The sequence below is a fragment of the Streptomyces sp. NH27 genome, from assembly GCF_056859195.1.
Window position 1 is genome coordinate 1 of sequence record NZ_JACEGK010000084.1, and the last position, 18849, is coordinate 18849.

Below are 18849 nucleotides of genomic sequence, written 5' to 3' on the forward strand. Positions count from 1 at the left end.
GCACCCGCTCAGAACCGCCCCGCGCAACCGCCGGAGGCACCCGCTCAGAACCGCCCCGCGCCCAGGTCGCGGGAGACCGCCCGCGCGCAGTCCCGTACCGCCGCGATCAGCTGCGGCCTGATGCCGTTCTCGTCGCAGACCCGTTCCACCGCGCCGGTGATGCCCACCGCGCCCACCGGCATCCGCCGCCGGTCGTGCACGGGCGCGGCGACCGACGCCACGCCCTCCCAGGTCTCCTCCAGGTCCGCGGCCCACCCCCGGGCCCGGGTCAGGTCGAGCACCGCCTCGAAGTCCGCGGCGGACGTCACCGTGCGCCCGGTCAGCGCGGCCCGCTCGCCCTCGGCCGCCTCGCTGTGCGCGACCGGGTCGTACGCCGCCAGCACCTTGCCGAGCGCGGTGCTGTGCAGCGGCTGCATGGCGCCGACCTCCAGCACCTGGCGGCTGTCGTCCGGCCGGAAGACGTGGTGCACGATCAGCACGCCCTGCTGGTGCAGCACCCCCAGGTACGCGGCCTCGCCGCTCGACCTGGCCAGGTCGTCGGTCCACACCAGGGCGCGGGCCCGCAACTCGTGCACGTCGAGGAAGCTGTTGCCCAGCCGCAGCAGCTCCGCGCCGAGCTGGTACTTCCCCGACACCGGCTCCTGCTCGACGAAGCCCTCCTGCTGGAGGGTGCGCAGGATGCCGTGCGCGGTGCCCTTGGCCAGGCCGAGCGAGGACGCCACGTCCGACAGCCCCAGCCGCCGCTCGCCGCCCGCCAGCAGCCGCAGGATCGCCGCGGCGCGTTCCAGCGACTGGATGGGACCTGGCATGGCGGGCGCTCCAAGAAGTACGGGACGGTGCGGGTCGCCGACCGATACGGGTTGCCGGCCTGCGCGGCCGGGGACGGTACGGTCGATGATGCTCCGGGTCGACAATGTCGACCTTCATCATTCTTCATCATGGCAGAGCGGCGCCCACACCCCACCGGGGCCACCCGTCCGCCACCTGGAATCGTCCGAGCCCTTCCGGCCGCGCCCGCTACCCTGGCGGAGTGTGTGCCGCGTCTTTGGGCGCGGCAGCGCATAGCCGACAGCCGTCGCACTTCAGGGAGCAGTCCATGGCCATGCCGTCCCCCTCGTCCAGTCACGCCCCGTCCGCGTACGACGCGGCCCGGGTCACCGCGTTCCGCGACGCGCTGGCCTCCCGCATCGTCGTCGCCGACGGCGCGATGGGCACCATGCTCCAGGCGCAGGACCCGACGCTGGACGACTTCCAGCAGCTCGAGGGCTGCAACGAGATCCTCAACGTCACCCGCCCGGACATCGTCCGCTCCGTCCACGAGGCGTACTTCCAGGCCGGCGTCGACTGCGTCGAGACCAACACCTTCGGCGCCAACCACTCGGCGATGACCGAGTACGACATCCCCGAGCGGATCGAGGAGCTGTCCGAGGCCGGCGCCCGGCTGGCCCGCGAGGTCGCCGACGGGTTCGCCGCCGACGGCCGCCGCCGCTTCGTGCTCGGCTCGATCGGCCCCGGCACCAAGCTGCCCACCCTCGGCCACACCGACTACGCCACCCTGCGCGACGGCTACCAGGCCAACGCGGCCGGGCTGATCGCCGGCGGCGCCGACGCCCTGGTCGTGGAGACCATGCAGGACCTGCTCCAGGTCAAGGCCGCACTGGTCGGCTCGCGCCGCGCGATGGCCGCCGCCGGCGCGAACGTCCCGCTGATCTGCTCGGTGGCCGTGGAGACCACCGGCACCATGCTGCTCGGCTCCGAGATCGGCGCCGCCCTGACCGCGCTCGAACCGCTCGGCATCGACCTGATCGGCCTGAACTGCTCCACCGGCCCGGCCGAGATGAGCGAGCACCTGCGCTACCTCGCCCGCCACTCCCGCATCCCGCTGACCTGCATGCCCAACGCAGGGCTCCCGGTGCTGACCAAGGACGGCGCGCACTACCCGCTGTCCCCGTCCGAACTCGCCGACGCGCACGAGACGTTCGCCCGGGAGTACGGCCTGTCCCTGGTCGGCGGCTGCTGCGGCACCACCCCCGAGCACCTGCGCCAGTTGGTGGACCGGATCGGCGGCCACGACATCGCGCCGCGCGACCCGCGTCCCGAGCCGGGTGCCTCCTCCCTCTACCAGACCGTGCCGTTCCGCCAGGACACCTCGTACCTGGCGATCGGCGAGCGGACCAACGCCAACGGCTCGAAGAAGTTCCGCGAGGCGATGCTGGAGGGCCGCTGGGAGGACTGCGTGGAGATGGCCCGCGACCAGATCCGCGAGGGCGCCCACCTGCTCGACGTCTGCGTGGACTACGTCGGCCGCGACGGCGTCGCCGACATGGCCGAGATCGCCGGCCGGTTCGCCACCGCCTCCACCCTGCCGATCGTGCTGGACTCCACCGAGGTGGACGTGCTGCGGGCCGGGCTGGAGAAGCTCGGCGGCCGCGCGGTGCTCAACTCCGTCAACTACGAGGACGGTGACGGCCCCGAGTCCCGCTTCGCCCGCGTCACCGCGCTGGCCGCCGAGCACGGCGCCGCCCTGATCGCGCTGACCATCGACGAGGAGGGGCAGGCGCGTACCGTCGAGAAGAAGGTCGAGATCGCCGAGCGGCTGATCGCCGACCTCACCGGCAACTGGGGCATCCACGAGTCCGACATCCTTATCGACTGCCTGACCTTCACCATCTGCACCGGTCAGGAGGAGTCCCGCAAGGACGGCATCGCCACCATCGGGGCGATCCGCGAACTCAAGCGCCGCCACCCCGACGTGCAGACCACGCTGGGCCTGTCGAACATCTCCTTCGGTCTCAACCCGGCCGCCCGCACCGCGCTCAACTCGGTCTTCCTCGACGAGTGCGTCAAGGCCGGCCTGGACTCCGCGATCGTGCACGCCGCCAAGATCCTGCCGATCGCCCGCATCCCCGAGGAGCAGCGCCAGGCCGCGTACGACCTGGTCTACGACAAGCGCGCCGAGGGGTACGACCCGCTGCAGAAGCTGATGGAGCTGTTCGAGGGCGTCGACTCCAAGTCGCTGAAGGCCGGCCGCGCCGAGGAGTTGATGGCGCTGCCGCTGGACGAGCGGTTGCAGCGCCGGATCATCGACGGCGAGAAGAACGGCCTGTCCGCGGACCTGGACGAGGCGCTGGCCGAGCGCTCCGCCCTCGACATCGTCAACGACACGCTGCTGGCGGGCATGAAGGTGGTCGGCGAGCTGTTCGGCTCCGGCCAGATGCAGCTGCCGTTCGTGCTCCAGTCCGCCGAGGTGATGAAGACCGCGGTCGCGTACCTGGAACCGCACATGGAGAAGGTCGCCGACGGCGAGGACGCGGGCAAGGGCACGATTGTGCTGGCCACCGTCCGGGGCGACGTGCACGACATCGGCAAGAACCTGGTCGACATCATCCTGTCGAACAACGGCTACAACGTGGTCAACCTCGGCATCAAGCAGCCGGTCTCCTCGATCCTGGAGGCCGCCCAGGAAAACCGCGCCGACGTGATCGGCATGTCCGGGCTGCTGGTGAAGTCCACGGTGATCATGAAGGAGAACCTGGAGGAGCTCAACCAGCGCGGCCTGTCGGCGAAGTACCCGGTGATCCTCGGCGGCGCCGCCCTCACCCGCGCCTACGTCGAGCAGGACCTGCACGAGATCTACGCCGGCGAGGTCCGCTACGCCCGTGACGCCTTCGAGGGGCTGCGGCTGATGGACGCGCTGATCGGCGTCAAGCGCGGGGTGCCCGGCGCGGCGCTGCCGGAACTGAAGGCCCGCCGGGTGCCCAAGCGCGAGCAGCCCGAGCAGCCCGAAGAGCCCAACCTCGGGCAGGTCCGCTCCGACGTCGCCGTCGACAACCCGGTGCCGGCCCCGCCGTTCTGGGGCAGCCGGGTGGTCAAGGGCATCCAGCTCGCCGACTACTCCTCCTGGTTGGACGAGGGCGCGCTCTTCAAGGGCCAGTGGGGCCTGAAGCAGTCCCGCGCCGACGGCCCGAGCTACGAGGAACTGGTCGAGTCCGAGGGGCGGCCCCGGCTGCGCGGCCTGCTGACCAGGCTCCAGTCCGAGCACCTGCTGGAAGCGGCCGTCACCTACGGCTACTTCCCGTGCGTCTCCAAGGGCGACGACCTGATCGTGCTGCACGAGGACGGCACCGAGCGCACCCGCTTCACCTTCCCTCGGCAGCGGCGCGGCCGGCGGCTGTGCCTGGCCGACTTCTTCCGCCCCGAGGACTCCGGTCAGACCGACGTGGTCGGCTTCCAGGTGGTCACCGTCGGCAACCGCGTCTCCGAGGCGGCCAACGAGCTGTTCGCCGCCGACTCCTACCGCGACTACCTGGAGCTGCACGGCCTGTCCGTCCAGCTCGCCGAGGCGCTCGCCGAGTACTGGCACGCCCGGGTCAGGGCCGAACTCGGCTACGCCGGCGAGGACCCCTCCGCCGTCACCGACATGTTCGACCTGAAGTACCGCGGCGCCCGCTTCTCGCTGGGTTACGGTGCCTGCCCCGACCTGGAGGACCGGGCCAAGATCGCCGACCTGCTGGAGCCGGAGCGGATCGGCGTCAAGCTCTCCGAGGAGTTCCAGCTCCACCCCGAGCAGTCCACCGACGCGATCATCATCCATCACCCCGAGGCGAAGTACTTCAACGCCCGCTGACCAGCGGTTCATCTGTCGTTCAGCGGTCCGCAACGGCCCGACGTAGACTAGACGGTCCGGCAGAGGCCGGTCGCCTCCCCGCGATGTCAGCGGGGTGCGGCGACCGGCCTCTGTGTCCCCCAGAAGCGAGGAGTGGGGCCTATGACCAGCATCATCCCGGTCGCCGACACCCGAGCGGCGAAGGGGCCCGACGGGCCCTGGGCCGTGCTCCTGGACCTGGACGGCACCCTGGTGGACACCGAGGGCCTGTGGTGGGCGGCCGAGTCCGAGGTCTTCGCGGACCTCGGCCATGTGCTGGACGAGGTGCACCGCTCGGTGGTGGTCGGCGGCCCGATGGCCCGCAGCGTGGGCCACCTGATCGACGTCACCGGCACCACCGCGCCGCCGGCCGAGCTGATGACCGCCATCAACAGCCGCTTCGAGCACCTGGTCGCCCGCGGCGCGCCGCTGATGCCCGGCGCCCGGCGGCTGCTGACCGAGCTGGCCGCGCACGCCGTGCCCACCGCGCTGGTGTCCGCCTCGCACCGCCGCACCATCGACGTCATGCTGCGCTCGCTCGGTCCCGAGCACTTCGCCTTCACGCTGGCCGGCGACGAGATCGGCCGCACCAAGCCGCACCCCGACCCGTATCTGGCCGCCGCCGCCCGGCTCGGCACGGACCCGGCACACTGCGTGGTCGTCGAGGACACCCTCACCGGGGTCGCGTCCGCGGAGGCGGCCGGCTGCCGGGTGGTCGCGGTGCCCTCGGTGGTGCCGATCCCGCCCGCGCCGGGACGCACCGTCGTCCGGTCGCTGGAGGACCTGAACGTCCCTTTTCTACGCTCTTTGCGCACGGCCATTCACTGAGTGTGCCGCCGCGGCGGTTCCTCTCGTCGGGACCGCCAACTTTGGCCACCCGTTGGTGCTGATCACCGGCAGCCTCGGTATCGTCGCCCCAGCGTGCCCCGCGCTGCCTCCAGCCCGTACACCCGCGATCCGGGTGCGCGGGCGGCCTTGTTCGGCCTTATGGGCGCGTCACGAGCCCCCCGGCCCATGCGCAAGAGGAGAAACGACCAACGATGAACCGCAAGCTTCTGGTGCTGCCGGCCCTGCTCGGCGCGTTGGCACCCGCGATCACAGGGTGCGGCAGTTCCGGCGGCGGCAGTGGCGGCAGTGGCAAACCCATCGTCGTCGGTACTACCGACAGTATCGAGCTGACCAAGGACAACCCGGCACCGCTCGACCCGGCCACGTCGTACGACAGCGCGACCTGGAACGTGTTCTACAACACGTTCCAGATGCTGCTGACCTACCAGCGCGGCAGCACCACGCCGACCCCCGACGCCGCCAAGGAGTGCCACTACGCCGGCACTTCGGGGCTGACGTACCAGTGCACGATGCGGGACGGCGAGAAGTTCTCCACCGGCCGGAACCTCACCTCCGCCGACGTGAAGTTCTCCGTCGACCGGATGCAGAAGATCCACTGGGCAGACGGCCCCTCGTCGCTGATATCCGACGTCAAGAGCGTGGACGCGCCCGACCCGGAGACCGTGGTCTTCCACCTCAAGCACCCCGACGCGACGTTCCCGGCGAAGCTCGCCACCCCGGCCGCCGCGATCGTGGACAGCACCGTGTACCCGGCGGCCAAGCCGTACACCGGCTGGCGGCTGGTCGGGTCCGGCCCGTACAAGCTGGACTCCTGGTCCGCCGGCAAGCAGGCCGTGTTCTCCAAGAACTCGCACTACGACGGCACGCTGAAGATGCACAACAGCGCCGTCACGCTCAAGATGTTCGCGGACTCCAACAAGATGGAGTCCGCGATCAAGTCCGGTCAGCTGGACGTGGTGAACCGGCAGCTGTCCCCGGAGCAGATCCAGCAGTTGCAGAGCAACCCCGACCCGGACTTCAAGCTCACCGAGTCCTCCGGCGGCGAGGCCCGCTACCTGTTCCTCAACACCGACGCGTCGTCGCTGAAGAAGGTCGCGGTCCGCCAGGCGATGGCCCAGCTCATCGACCGTCAGGCGATCACCCGCGACGTGTACCTGCGCACCGCGGTGCCGCTGTACTCGGTCGTCCCGGCGGGCATCACCACTCACATCAACTCGTTCTACGACACCTACGGCGAGCCCAGCGTCAAGAACGCGCAAAAGACGCTCAGGGACGCCGGCATCACCAGCAAGGTGCCGCTGACCATCAACTTCCGCCGCGACGACGGCGGAACCATGAACAAGGCCGAGGCCGAGGCGATCGCGAAGCAGCTCGGCGCGTCCGGGCTCTTCGACGTCCATGTGGAGGCCGAGCAGTGGAACGCCTTCCTGAAGGCCGCCGGTGAGGGCAAGTACCAGGTCTTCGCGCTGAGCTGGCTGCCCGACTTCCCGGACCCGGACAACTACATCGCCCCGTTCTTCGACAAGGAAACGTTCATCCCGCTGCCGTACAACCTGACGGAGATCCGGAACACGATCCTGCCGGAGACCCGCCGCCAGGCCCAGCGCAGCGCCACCACCGACGCGTTCGGCGAGGCGCAGAAGCTCGTCGCGGAGCAGGTGCCGTTGCTCCCGCTGTGGCAGGCGAACCAGTACGTCGCCGCCCGCAACGACATCACCGGCGCGGAGTGGGCGCTCAACGCCTCGACCACCACGCAGTTCTGGGAACTGGGCCGCGGCGCCTCCGGCTGACCGCCCCCCCGCCGCACGGCGTACGCCCCCGCGTCGAGCCCGGCAGGGCCCGCGCGGGGGCGTACGCGTGAGTGCGGGGGACCGGCGCCGGAGATCAGCTCGCGCCGGGCCGCACCAGGCCGCTCTCGTACGCGTACACCGCCGCCTGCACCCGGTCGCGCAGGCCGAGCTTGGTCAGCACATGGCCGACGTGCGTCTTCACCGTCGTCTCGCTGACGAACAGCTCCGCGGCGATCTCCGCGTTCGACAGGCCGCGGGCGACCAGTTTGAGCACCTCGACCTCGCGCTCGGTCAGCGTGTGCAGGGGCTGCGGCACCGACTCCTCGCCCGACGGCAGCCGGCCCGCGTACTTGTCCAGCAGCCGCCGGGTGATGCTCGGCGCGAGCATCGCCTCGCCGGCGGCCACCACCCGGATCGCCTGCACCAGTTCGGCCGCCGGCGCGTCCTTGAGCAGGAAGCCGCTGGCCCCGGCGCGCAGCGCCTCCACGACGTACTCGTCCAGGTCGAAGGTGGTCAGCACCAGCACCTTCGCCGGGCCCGACCGGTCCGGGCCGGTGATCTGCCGGGTCGCCTCGACGCCGTCCATCCGGGGCATGCGGATGTCCATCAGCACCACGTCGGGCTGCAACGCCCGCACCTGGTCCAGTGCTTGCTGGCCGTCACCGGCCTCACCGACCACGGCCAGCTCCGGCTCGGCCTCCAGGATCATCCGGAAGCCGGTGCGCAACAGGGGCTGATCGTCCACCAACAGGACGCGGATCGCCACGGGTACTCCTTAGCTAGACCGGACCATTCTCGCCCACGGCGGACCCGGCCCCGGCGATGCGCGCCAGAGGATACGGCGGGGGAGTTCCGCCGAACTCCGGGCACAGCGCCTGGTGGTCGCACCAGCCGCACAGCGGGGTGCGCCGCGGCTGCCAGTCACCGCTGGCCGTCGCCTCCTGGATCGCCTCCCACAGCGCCAGCAGCCGCCGTTCGGTGCGCAGCAGATCGGCCTCCGACGGGTCGTAGGTCCGCACGTCGCCGCTGCCGAGGTAGACCAGCTGGAGCCGGCGCGGCACCACCCCGCGCAGCCGCCACAGCACCAGGGCGTAGAAACGCATCTGGAAGAGCGGCTCGTCGGCGTACTCGGGGCGCGGGGCCTTGCCGGTCTTGTAGTCCACCACCCGCAGGTCCCCGGTGGCCGGCGCCACGTCCAGCCGGTCGACGTAACCACGCAGGGTCAGGCCGGACTCCAGCACCGTCTCCACGTACAGCTCGCGCTCGGCGGGCTCCAGGCGGGTCGGGTCCTCCAGGGTGAACCAGCGCTCCACCAGCCGCTCGGCGCTCTCCAGCCACGCCGACAACGCCGCCGCGTCGAGCGCGCCCTCGGCCGCGGTGAACAGCCCGGCCAGTTCAGGGCGGGCCGCCAGCAGCCGCTGCCACTCGCCGGGCACCATCGCCCGGGCCCGCTCGGGCGTGCGCTCCGCCGCCGGGGCGTCGAACAGCCGCTCCAGCACCGCGTGTACGACGGTGCCACGGGTCGCCGCCTCGCTCGGCTGCTCCGGCAACCGGTCGATCACCCGCAGCCGGTACAGCAGCGGGCAGCGCATGAAGTCCGCCGCCCGCGACGGCGAGAGCGACACCGGCGGGCGCGGCGGTGCGCCGCCGGGACCGCTCTGCGGCGCGGTCCGTCCGGCCTCCGGAGAGGTCCGCCCGGGCGGGACCAGCCCGGGCCCGGGCCCGGGCGGCGCACCGTCGGGCGGGCCGGGGCCGGGTGACGCGCTGTCGGGAGGTCGGGTGCTGTCGGTGGGGGTCCCCATGGCAGACGACCTTACGGCCTGGCACCGACACGGACACGCGCCGGTGTGCCCCGCGCGGCGGGGCAATATCATGGCTGCGATGCCCCTCGTGCCGCATGATCGGCGCGAGGGTCTGTTTTCAGAAGGGGAACCAGTGAGCGAGAGCGGCCGTCCGCCGTCCCAGAACACCCGCACCCCGGGCCGAGGTGGCGACGACGGCACCGAGAACCAGCCGAGGGATCCCGGTGGCGGCATCCTGATGGGCCGGTTCCTCGGCGTCCCGATCTACGTCGCCCCGAGCTGGTTCCTGGTCGCCGCCCTGATCACCTGGGTCTTCGGCGGGCAGCTCGACACGGTGCTGCCGGAACTCGGCCGGGTCCGCTACCTCGTGTCGCTCTTCTTCGCGGTCGCCTTCTACGCCTCCGTGCTCGTCCACGAACTGGCCCACACCGTGGCCGCGCTCCGCTTCGATCTGCCCGTGCGCCGTATCCAGCTCCAGTTCTTCGGCGGCGTCTCCGAGATCGAGAAGGACTCCGACACCCCTGGTCGCGAGTTCATGCTCGCCTTCGTCGGGCCGCTGCTGTCGCTGGTGCTCGCCGGCGTCTTCTTCGGCGGGATGCAACTGGTCGAGCGCGGCACGGTCCCCGGGGTGCTGCTCGCCGGTCTGATGATCAGCAACCTGATCGTGGCGATCTTCAACTTCCTGCCCGGGCTGCCGCTGGACGGCGGCCGCATGCTGCGGGCCGTGGTCTGGAAGTTCAGCGGCAACCCCATGAAGGGCACCGTCGCCGCCGCCTGGGCCGGCCGGGTGCTCGCCCTCGCCGTCCTGATCGGGCTGCCGATGCTCTCCTACGCCCGAGGCAGCGGGGAGAGCGGCGCGGACTCCCTCACCGACGCGCTGCTCGCCGCGGTCCTCGCCGCGATCATGTGGACCGGCGCGGGCAACGGGCTGCGGATGGCCCGGCTGCGCGAGCGCCTGCCGGACCTGCGGGCCCGCACGCTCACCCGACGGGCTGTTCCGGTCTCCTCCGACACCCCGCTGTCCGAGGCGCTGCGCCGCGCCAACGAGGCCGGCGCCCGCGCCCTGGTCGTCGTGGACGGCAAGGGCGACCCGACCGCCCTCGTCCGCGAGTCGGCGATCATCTCGGTGCCCGAGCACCGGCGCCCCTGGGTCGCGGTCAGCGGCCTGTCCAACGACCTCCGGCCCGGGATGCGGGTCTCCGCCGACCTCACCGGCGAGGAACTCCTCGACACCCTGCGCGCCACCCCGTCCACCGAGTACCTCGTGGTCGAGCCCACCGGCGAGATCTACGGCGTGCTGTCCACCGCGGACGTGGAGCGCGCCTTCGTGGCCGCGATGTCCCGGGCGGCCTGAGCGAGGCTCGGTGCGCCTCCGGGCTGCCGTACCGGCAGGCGGCGTCCGGGGGGACTCCGCTCAGCCACTAAGGTGGTTCCATGTCCGAACCGACTGGTGCAGCCCGCAGGCGCGGGCCTTTCAGAGTCGGGGACCAGGTCCAGCTCACCGACCCCAAGGGACGCCACTACACGTTCACGCTCGAAGCCGGAAAGCAGTTCCACACCCACAAGGGCGCTTTCCCGCACGACGAGCTGATCGGTGCCCCCGAGGGCAGTGTGGTGCGGACCACGGGAAACGTCGCCTACCTCGCGCTGCGCCCCCTGCTCCCCGACTACGTCCTGTCCATGCCCCGCGGCGCCGCCGTGGTCTACCCCAAGGACGCGGGGCAGATCCTGGCCATGGCCGACATCTTCCCCGGGGCCCGGGTGGTCGAGGCAGGCGTCGGCTCCGGCTCGCTGAGCAGCTTCCTGCTCCGCGCGATCGGCGACCAAGGCATGCTGCACAGCTACGAACGCCGCGCGGACTTCGCCGAGATCGCCACCCAGAACGTCGAGCGCTACTTCGGCGGCCCGCACCCGGCCTGGCAGCTCACCGTCGGCGACCTCCAGGACAACCTCTCCGACACCGACGTCGACCGGGTCATCCTCGACATGCTCGCCCCCTGGGAGTGCCTGGAGCCCGTCGCCAAGGCGCTGGTGCCCGGCGGCATCCTGTGCGCCTACGTGGCCACCACCACCCAGCTCGCCCGCACCGTGGAGGCGATCCGCGAGCACGGCACGTTCAACGAGCCGGCCGCCTGGGAGTCGATGGTCCGCACCTGGCACGTCGAGGGACTCGCGGTACGTCCGGACCACCGGATGATCGGCCACACCGGCTTCCTGCTCACCGCCCGCCGTCTCGCCGACGGTGTCGAGCCGCCGTTGCGCCGTCGCCGCCCCGCCAAGGGCGCCTACGGCGAGGACTACACCGGGCCGGGCAGCGGGAGCGGCGCAGCCGAGTCCGGGGAGTAACGACCCAGGTCGTAGGATCCGGGTCCGTTTTCGGCCAACTTCGCAGCGCCGCCGCTGGTTTGTCCATCCGGACGCCGGCGGCGGCGCGCTGCGTCTTCCGGCCGTGGCGACCCGCCGCGGCAACGCACCCGGCACCCGGCACCCGGCCGCCGTCGCACGTACCGCCACGAGGTCGCCCGGGGCCGGGCCCCGCCGTTCCGCGCCGATGTGACGTGTGGCACCATGCTGGCCACCCCCGCAGACCAGAAACCCCCAGGAGTCAGGCGAGTGCAGCCCTCCGCAGGTCCGGCCCTCCCGCACACGCACAGCCGCGCGGTGCACTGGATCACCACCGCCGCGACCCTGGGTGCCGTGGTCGCGGCCGTGGCGCTGGTGCAGCCCGCCGACGCCAGCCCCAAGGCCGACGGCAAACCGCCGGCGCCGTCCGGACCGCCGGTGGCCGCGCCGGACGCGCACGCCGTGACCTACCCGCTGACCTGCGTCCCCGGCGCCAAGGTCGACGTGATCTCGCATGTCTCCGCCGACTTCGACGGCGACGGGCGGCCCGAGACCGCCGTGGTGGTCCGCTGCCACTCCGACACCGGCACCCCGCCCAGCGGCGTGTACGTGCTGTCCGCGCCCGCCCACCCGGGCGGTGCCCCCAAGATCGCGGTCACCCTGGTCAACCCCAAGGACGACCGGCAGATCTCCGACTTCCGGCTCGACGGCGACAGCGTCAAGGCCACCGTGCTCGGCTTCTCCAGCGACAGCACCCCGCGCTGCTGCCCCGACATGAAGCGCGCCTACACCTGGGAATGGCGCGACGGCCGCTACGTGGCGCTGCCCGGCCCGGCGTCCAACGCCATCTGATCCGGGCCCGTCCCGCCGCCGGCCCCTTCCGGGTCCGGCCGCCGCTCAGTCGGCCGCCGGGCCGTACACCTCGACCTGGTCGGCGGCCCGCCGTACATGGATGCACTCTCCCGGGCACTCCTTGACCGAGTCCACGACATCCGTCAGCAGCGGCAGGGGTACGGGCACGGTGGCGCCAGGGGACTGGCGCAGTTCGTCGTCCGAGCCCTTGACGTACGCGAGGCCGTCGATGTCCAACTCGAACACCTCGGGCGCGTACTGGACGCAGATCCCGTCGCCCGTACACAGGTCCTGGTCGATCCAGACCTCAAGCGCCTCGACTGTGCCCTGGCCCTGGCTGTCGCTCACGGAACCCATCCCTGCCGTTCGTCGTTCGGGAATCATCGGGAAGTAACAGCCTCCGGCGGCTGTTGACCGAAACGACGATACAACCGGCAGCTTTCGGATGGAGATCGGCGGGTATCTCAGTGGCGAAGGGACGTACGCAAGGGTGAAGATCGGACACACCGCGATCGTCTTTGTGATCTAGGGGTTTCAACCCCTACCAGCCCAGGTAGGGTCTGGGAACGTCCAGCTCCCCTTGGAGGAGGTGAGGACCGTGGCGGCCCACGACGACGAATTCAACCGTGGCGGCCGACCCGCTCGTGGTTCGGAAGACCCCATGAGCCAGGTCGCCTTTCTTGAGCAGGAGATCGCCGTCCTGCGACGCAAGCTCGCCGACTCTCCGCGGCACACGAGGATTCTCGAGGAGAGGATCGTCGAGTTGCAGACCAACCTGGCGGGCGTCTCCGCGCAGAACGAACGGCTTGCGAACACGCTCCGCGAGGCCCGCGACCAGATCGTGGCCCTCAAGGAGGAGGTCGACCGGCTCGCGCAGCCGCCGGCCGGCTTCGGAGTGTTCCTGCAGGCCAACGAGGACGGCACCGCCGACATCTTCACCGGCGGCCGCAAACTGCGGGTCAACGTCAGCCCGTCCGTCGAACTCGACGACGTCAAGCGCGGCCAGGAGCTGATGCTCAACGAGGCGCTGAACGTGGTCGAGGCGATGGAGTTCGAGCTGGTCGGTGACATCGTCACCCTCAAGGAGATCCTTGAGGACGGCGAGCGCGCCCTGGTGATCGGGCACACCGACGAGGAGCGCGTGGTCCGGCTCGCCGAGCCACTCCTCGACGGCACTCTGCGCACCGGCGACGCGCTGCTGCTCGAACCCCGCTCGGGATACGTCTACGAACGCGTGCCCAAGAGCGAGGTCGAGGAACTGGTCCTCGAAGAGGTCCCCGACATCGACTACCGGCAGATCGGCGGCCTCGGCAACCAGATCGAGCAGATCCGCGACGCGGTCGAACTGCCCTACCTGCACGCCGACCTCTTCAAGGAGTACGAACTGCGGCCGCCCAAGGGCGTGCTGCTGTACGGCCCGCCGGGCTGCGGCAAGACGCTCATCGCCAAGGCGGTCGCCAACTCGCTGGCCAAGAAGGTCGCCGAGGTCACCGGCCGGCCGCAGGGCAAGAGCTACTTCCTGAACATCAAGGGCCCCGAACTGCTCAACAAGTACGTGGGCGAGACCGAGCGGCAGATCCGCCTGGTCTTCCAGCGGGCCCGGGAGAAGGCATCCGAGGGCACCCCCGTCATCGTCTTCTTCGACGAGATGGAGTCCCTCTTCCGCACCCGCGGCTCCGGCGTCAGCTCCGACGTGGAGAACACCATCGTCCCCCAGCTCCTCGCCGAGATCGACGGCGTCGAGGGCCTGGAGAACGTCATCGTGATCGGCGCGTCCAACCGCGAGGACATGATCGACCCCGCCATCCTGCGGCCCGGCCGCCTGGATGTGAAGATCAAGATCGAGCGTCCGGACGCCGAGGCGGCCAAGGACATCTTCACCAAGTACCTCGTCGACACCCTCCCGCTGCACTCCGACGACCTGGCCGAGCACGGCCAGTCCCCGGCCGGCACCGTGGACGCCATGATCCAGTCGGTGGTCGAGCGGATGTACTCCGAGACCGAGGAGAACCGCTTCCTGGAGGTCACCTATGCCAACGGTGACAAGGAGGTCCTGTACTTCAAGGACTTCAACTCCGGAGCGATGATCCAGAACATCGTGGACCGGGCGAAGAAGATGGCGATCAAGGACTTCCTCGACCACGACCAGCGCGGGCTCCGCGTCAACCACCTGCTCGCCGCCTGTGTCGACGAGTTCAAGGAGAACGAGGACCTGCCGAACACCACCAACCCCGACGACTGGGCGCGGATCTCCGGTAAGAAGGGCGAGCGGATCGTCTTCATCCGCACCCTGGTGACCGGAAAGCAGGGGGCGGACACCGGACGCTCCATCGACACCGTGGCGAACACCGGACAGTATCTGTAGGCACTACCCTCCGGCTGCGGGTCCCGACCAGCGGGTACCCGCAGCCGGTGTGTTTTCGGCTCGGATGGGCCGGAGCAGGGCAAGGAGGGCCGCATGACCGTACGGCGAGTAATGGGCATCGAGACGGAGTACGGCATCTCCGTCCCCGGCCACCCCAACGCCAATGCCATGCTCACCTCGTCCCAGATCGTCAACGCCTACGCGGCGGCGATGCACCGGGCGCGGCGCGCCCGCTGGGACTTCGAGGAGGAGAACCCGCTGCGGGACGCCCGCGGCTTCGACCTCGCCCGGGAGGCGGCTGACTCCACCCAGCTCACCGACGAGGACATCGGCCTCGCCAACGTGATCCTCACCAACGGCGCCCGGCTCTACGTCGACCATGCCCATCCGGAGTACTCCTCGCCGGAGATCACCAACCCGCGCGACGCGGTGCTGTGGGACAAGGCCGGCGAGCGGATCATGGCCGAGGCGGCGGTGCGCGCCGCGCAGTTGCCCGGCGGCCAGCAGATCCTGCTGTACAAGAACAACACCGACAACAAGGGCGCCTCCTACGGCACCCACGAGAACTACCTGATGCGCCGGGAGACCCCGTTCTCGGACATCGTCCGGCACCTGACGCCGTTCTTCGTCTCCCGGCAGGTGGTCACCGGCGCCGGCCGGGTCGGCATCGGCCAGGACGGCCACGACGACGGCTTCCAGCTCAGCCAGCGCGCGGACTACTTCGAGGTCGAGGTCGGCCTGGAGACCACCCTCAAGCGCCCCATCATCAACACCCGCGACGAGCCGCACTCCGACGCGGAGAAGTACCGCCGGCTGCACGTCATCATCGGCGACGCCAACCTGTCGGAGATCTCCACCTACCTCAAGCTGGGCACCACCTCCCTGGTGCTGTCCATGATCGAGGAGGGGTTCATCAAGGTGGACCTCGCGGTGGACCAGCCGGTGCGGACCCTGCACGAGGTCTCCCACGATCCCGGGCTGCGACAGCTCGTCACGCTCCGCAACGGCCGGAAGTTGACCGCTGTACAACTTCAGATGGAGTACTTCGACCTCGCCCACAAGTACGTCGAGGAGCGGTACGGCAGCGACGTCGACGAGCAGACCAGGGACGTGCTCACCCGCTGGGAGGACGTCCTGGGCCGTCTGGAGAGCGACGCGATGAGCCTGGCCGGCGAGCTGGACTGGGTGGCCAAGCTGGAGCTGCTGGAGGGCTACCGGCGCCGTGACAGCCTGGACTGGGACGCCGCCCGCCTGCACCTGGTCGACCTGCAGTACGCCGACGTGCGCCCCGACAAGGGCCTGTACAACCGCCTGGCGGCCCGCGGCCGGATCAAGCGGCTGCTGACCGAGGAGGAGGTGCTGCGGGCCGTACAGCGGCCGCCGGAGGACACCAGGGCCTATTTCCGCGGCCGCTGCCTGGAGCAGTACGCCGACGACGTGGCCGCCGCGTCCTGGGACTCGGTGATCTTCGACCTGCCGGGCTACGACTCCCTGCAACGCGTTCCCACCCTCGAGCCCCTGCGCGGCACCCGCAACCATGTGAAAGCGCTGCTGGACCGCTGCCGTACGGCCGAGGAGCTGGTCCGCATCCTGTCCGGCGGCTGATCCGCGGCTGAAACGGTCCAGAACCGGGAATCAAGTCCGTAGCACTCGGACGTTGTCGTATTCGAGGGCCGTAGTCGGACCCTCCTTGTAGGGTCTGATCTTGTACGCACGCAACCGAGCGGGGTGAGGGACATGGCTACCAAGGACACCGACGGCGGACAGCAGCGGGCTACGCGTTCCACGGACGAGGTCGAGGAGGTCCAGGAGGACAACCAGGCCGCCGAAGACCTCAAGGAACGCCACGAGAAGCTTTCGGACGACGTGGACTCGGTTCTCGACGAGATCGACGACGTCCTGGAGGAGAACGCCGAGGACTTCGTGCGCTCTTTCGTCCAGAAGGGCGGCCAGTAGCCGCTCACCCGTCCATCCGCCCCGCGCCCCATGGACCGCGGGGCGGATGGACGCGGGGCCCATGGGTAGGGTCCGTAGCAAACACCATGATCGTGTGGAAGGAATCGCGTGGAAGCCAACACTCGTAAGCCCGGGCATCTGCCGGCTGCCTTCCTGACGCCCGGCTCGTCGTCGTTCCTCGACTTCCTCGGTGAGCACTCGCCCGAGCTGCTGCCGGGCAACCGCACGCTGCCCGCGGTCAAGGGGGTGGTCGAACTGCCGCACGGCACCACCATCGTGGCCGCCGTCTTCGACTCCGGCGTCGTGCTGGCCGGTGACCGCCGCGCCACCATGGGCAACGTCATCGCCCAGCGCGACATCGAAAAGGTCTTCCCGGCCGACGAGTTCTCCGCGGTCGGCATCGCCGGCACCGCCGGCCTCGCGGTCGAGATGGTCAAGCTCTTCCAACTGGAGCTGGAGCACTACGAGAAGATCGAGGGCGCCACCCTCTCCCTGGAGGGCAAGGCCAACCGCCTGTCCACCATGATCCGCGGCAACCTCGCGATGGCCATGCAGGGCCTCGCCGTGGTCCCGCTCTTCGCCGGCTACGACACGGACCGCGCCAGGGGCCGGATCTTCTCCTACGACGTCACCGGCGGCCGCAGCGAGGAGGCGAACTTCGCCTCCACCGGCTCCGGATCGGTCTTCGCCCGCGGCGCGCTGAAGAAGCTCTACCGCAAGGACCTGACCGAGCAGCAGACCGTCACCGCCGTCATCCAGGCGCTCTACGACGCGGCCGACGACGACTCGGCCACCGGCGGCCCCGACCTGACCCGGCGGATCTACCCGATCGTCACCGTCATCACCGAGGACGGCTTCCGCAGGCTCGCCGAAGCCGACGTCGCGGCCATCGCCCGCTCGGTGCTCGACGGCCGGCTCGAACACCCCGACGGCCCGCAGGCCGAGGTGCTGTGACTCCCGTTCACCCACCGCGCTTCCCGCGTTCCCTGAGCAACCCAGCAGCGCCGACGACAGCAGAAAGGCACGGTTGAGCCGGTGTCCACGCCGTTTTACGTTTCGCCCCAGCAGGCAATGGCGGACCGCGCGGAGTACGCCCGCAAGGGCATCGCGCGCGGCCGTAGCGTCGTCGTCCTCCAGTACACCGACGGCATCGTGTTCGTCGCCGAGAACCCGTCCCGCGCGCTGCACAAGGTCAGCGAGATCTACGACCGGATCGCCTTCGCCGCCGTCGGCAAGTACAACGAGTTCGAGAACCTGCGGATCGGCGGCGTCCGCTACGCCGACCTGCGCGGATACACCTACGACCGGCACGATGTCACCGCCCGCGGCCTCGCCAACGTCTACGCCCAGACCCTCGGCACCATCTTCTCCAGCGTCGGCGAGAAGCCGTACGAAGTGGAGCTGATCGTCGCCGAGGTGGGCGCCGCCCCCGAGGACGACCAGATCTACCGCCTGCCGCACGACGGCTCCATCGTCGACGAGCACGGCGCGGTCGCCGTCGGCGGGAACTCCGACCAGATCGGCAGCTACCTCGACCAGCGGCACCGGGACGGGATGACCCTGGCGGAGGCGCTGGCGCTGGCCGTCGAGTCGCTCGGGCGGGACTCCAACGGCGGCAGCGACCGGCAGCTCACCGCCGAGCAGCTCGAAGTCGCGGTGCTCGATCGGACCCGGCCGCAGCAGCGGAAGTTCAAGCGGATTCTGGGGCGTCAGCTGTCCCGGCTGCTCGAAACCGAGAGCGCGGCCACCACGAAGACGGACGAGCCTTCCGACGAGGAGGAGTAGGGCGCCCCTGACCCTCCAGGGTGCCCCGTCCGCTGAGTTGCGGGACCTTGCGGTCCGCGGCGGCCGGGGGCGCCTCCCAGGCGAAGCTCTGGGGGAGAACTGCGCGACCAGTCACGATGGTGCTGCGGCCGGGTACGGCGGCGAACCCCTACGGCGCAGATCCCGTAGAACCCCGGACCACAAGCTGGACCGGAAGCTCCGCCGGAGGAACCGTGCTCCCGTCGAGCGCCGCCAGGAGCGCCGACATTCCGCGGGCACCGACATCCTCCGCGGGGAGCCGGACCGTGGTGAGCTCCGGGTCGAGGGCGGTCGCCAGTGCCAGGTCGTCGAAGCCGGAGACGGAGATGTCGTCGGGCACCGTGAGTCCGAGGCCGCGGGCGGCTTTGCAGGCGCCCGCGGCGAGGATGTCGCCGTCGCAGAGGAGTGCGGTGGGGCGGGGGCCGGGGGAGGTGAGGGCGCGCA

Annotated in this window: 16 protein-coding genes; 11 read left to right on the plus strand and 5 right to left on the minus strand. The window is 70.5% G+C overall.

What is annotated here, in order from left to right:
- Nucleotides 1-44: 44 nt before the first annotated feature.
- Nucleotides 45-809: an IclR family transcriptional regulator gene (locus tag AC13HU_RS09860; protein WP_483041404.1), complete on the minus strand. Its 765-nt coding sequence runs from the start codon at nucleotides 807-809 to the stop codon at nucleotides 45-47.
- A 293-nt stretch (nucleotides 810-1102) separates the two neighbouring features.
- On the opposite strand from AC13HU_RS09860, the gene metH reads away from it, so the two are divergent.
- The 3 genes from metH (at nucleotide 1103) to AC13HU_RS09875 (ending at nucleotide 7284) form a co-directional block, all read left to right on the plus strand.
- Nucleotides 1103-4627 (plus strand): methionine synthase, encoded by a 3525-nt coding sequence (gene metH, locus AC13HU_RS09865; protein ID WP_483041419.1) that lies wholly within the window; start codon nucleotides 1103-1105, stop codon nucleotides 4625-4627.
- A 141-nt stretch (nucleotides 4628-4768) separates the two neighbouring features.
- A complete protein-coding gene (locus AC13HU_RS09870; RefSeq protein WP_483041405.1) occupies nucleotides 4769-5473 on the plus strand; it encodes an HAD family hydrolase in 705 nt (234 codons plus the stop codon).
- Nucleotides 5474-5685: 212 nt separating this feature from the next.
- The gene (locus tag AC13HU_RS09875) at nucleotides 5686-7284 is read left to right on the plus strand and encodes an ABC transporter substrate-binding protein (protein ID WP_483041406.1); all 1599 of its coding nucleotides are present in this window, start codon (nucleotides 5686-5688) and stop codon (nucleotides 7282-7284) included.
- Nucleotides 7285-7378: 94 nt separating this feature from the next.
- Here AC13HU_RS09875 and AC13HU_RS09880 read toward each other — a convergent pair whose 3' ends face one another.
- Together AC13HU_RS09880 and AC13HU_RS09885 are read right to left on the minus strand one after the other, a co-directional pair.
- Entirely contained in the window at nucleotides 7379-8050 is a 672-nt protein-coding gene (locus tag AC13HU_RS09880) for a response regulator (RefSeq protein ID WP_483041407.1), read from the minus strand.
- Between the two features lie 13 nt (nucleotides 8051-8063).
- Nucleotides 8064-9086 carry a RecB family exonuclease gene (locus tag AC13HU_RS09885; protein ID WP_483041408.1) on the minus strand — a complete coding sequence of 341 codons (1023 nt, stop codon included), beginning with the start codon at nucleotides 9084-9086 and terminating at the stop codon, nucleotides 8064-8066.
- A gap of 133 nt (nucleotides 9087-9219) precedes the next feature.
- Here AC13HU_RS09885 and AC13HU_RS09890 point away from each other — a divergent pair, with 133 nt between their 5' ends.
- From AC13HU_RS09890 to AC13HU_RS09900, 3 genes are all read left to right on the plus strand, one after another.
- Entirely contained in the window at nucleotides 9220-10440 is a 1221-nt protein-coding gene (locus AC13HU_RS09890) for a site-2 protease family protein (protein ID WP_483041409.1), read from the plus strand.
- A gap of 80 nt (nucleotides 10441-10520) precedes the next feature.
- Nucleotides 10521-11432 carry a tRNA (adenine-N1)-methyltransferase gene (locus AC13HU_RS09895; RefSeq protein WP_483041410.1) on the plus strand — a complete coding sequence of 304 codons (912 nt, stop codon included), beginning with the start codon at nucleotides 10521-10523 and terminating at the stop codon, nucleotides 11430-11432.
- A gap of 267 nt (nucleotides 11433-11699) precedes the next feature.
- Nucleotides 11700-12281 carry a hypothetical protein gene (locus tag AC13HU_RS09900; protein WP_483041411.1) on the plus strand — a complete coding sequence of 194 codons (582 nt, stop codon included), beginning with the start codon at nucleotides 11700-11702 and terminating at the stop codon, nucleotides 12279-12281.
- Nucleotides 12282-12326: 45 nt separating this feature from the next.
- Here the strand turns inward: AC13HU_RS09900 and AC13HU_RS09905 are convergent, their stop codons facing one another.
- Nucleotides 12327-12629: a ferredoxin gene (locus AC13HU_RS09905; RefSeq protein WP_483041412.1), complete on the minus strand. Its 303-nt coding sequence runs from the start codon at nucleotides 12627-12629 to the stop codon at nucleotides 12327-12329.
- 250 nt (nucleotides 12630-12879) lie between these two features.
- Here AC13HU_RS09905 and arc point away from each other — a divergent pair, with 250 nt between their 5' ends.
- The 5 genes from arc to prcA all read left to right on the plus strand — a co-directional run bounded on the left by arc (nucleotide 12880) and on the right by prcA (nucleotide 18387).
- Nucleotides 12880-14646, plus strand: coding sequence for a proteasome ATPase (gene arc, locus AC13HU_RS09910; protein WP_483041413.1), 1767 nt, complete (start codon nucleotides 12880-12882; stop codon nucleotides 14644-14646).
- 93 nt (nucleotides 14647-14739) lie between these two features.
- Nucleotides 14740-16251, plus strand: a complete 1512-nt coding sequence (gene dop / locus AC13HU_RS09915; protein WP_483041414.1) for a depupylase/deamidase Dop — start codon at nucleotides 14740-14742, stop codon at nucleotides 16249-16251.
- A 132-nt stretch (nucleotides 16252-16383) separates the two neighbouring features.
- Complete coding sequence (locus AC13HU_RS09920; protein WP_483041415.1) at nucleotides 16384-16602, plus strand: ubiquitin-like protein Pup; 219 nt, start codon at nucleotides 16384-16386, stop codon at nucleotides 16600-16602.
- Nucleotides 16603-16710: 108 nt separating this feature from the next.
- Complete coding sequence (gene prcB, locus AC13HU_RS09925; RefSeq protein WP_483041416.1) at nucleotides 16711-17556, plus strand: proteasome subunit beta; 846 nt, start codon at nucleotides 16711-16713, stop codon at nucleotides 17554-17556.
- 81 nt (nucleotides 17557-17637) lie between these two features.
- Nucleotides 17638-18387, plus strand: coding sequence for a proteasome subunit alpha (gene prcA / locus AC13HU_RS09930; protein ID WP_483041417.1), 750 nt, complete (start codon nucleotides 17638-17640; stop codon nucleotides 18385-18387).
- A gap of 148 nt (nucleotides 18388-18535) precedes the next feature.
- Here the strand turns inward: prcA and AC13HU_RS09935 are convergent.
- A partial coding sequence (locus AC13HU_RS09935) for a substrate-binding domain-containing protein (protein WP_483041418.1) occupies nucleotides 18536-18849 on the minus strand: 314 nt, incomplete at its 5' end.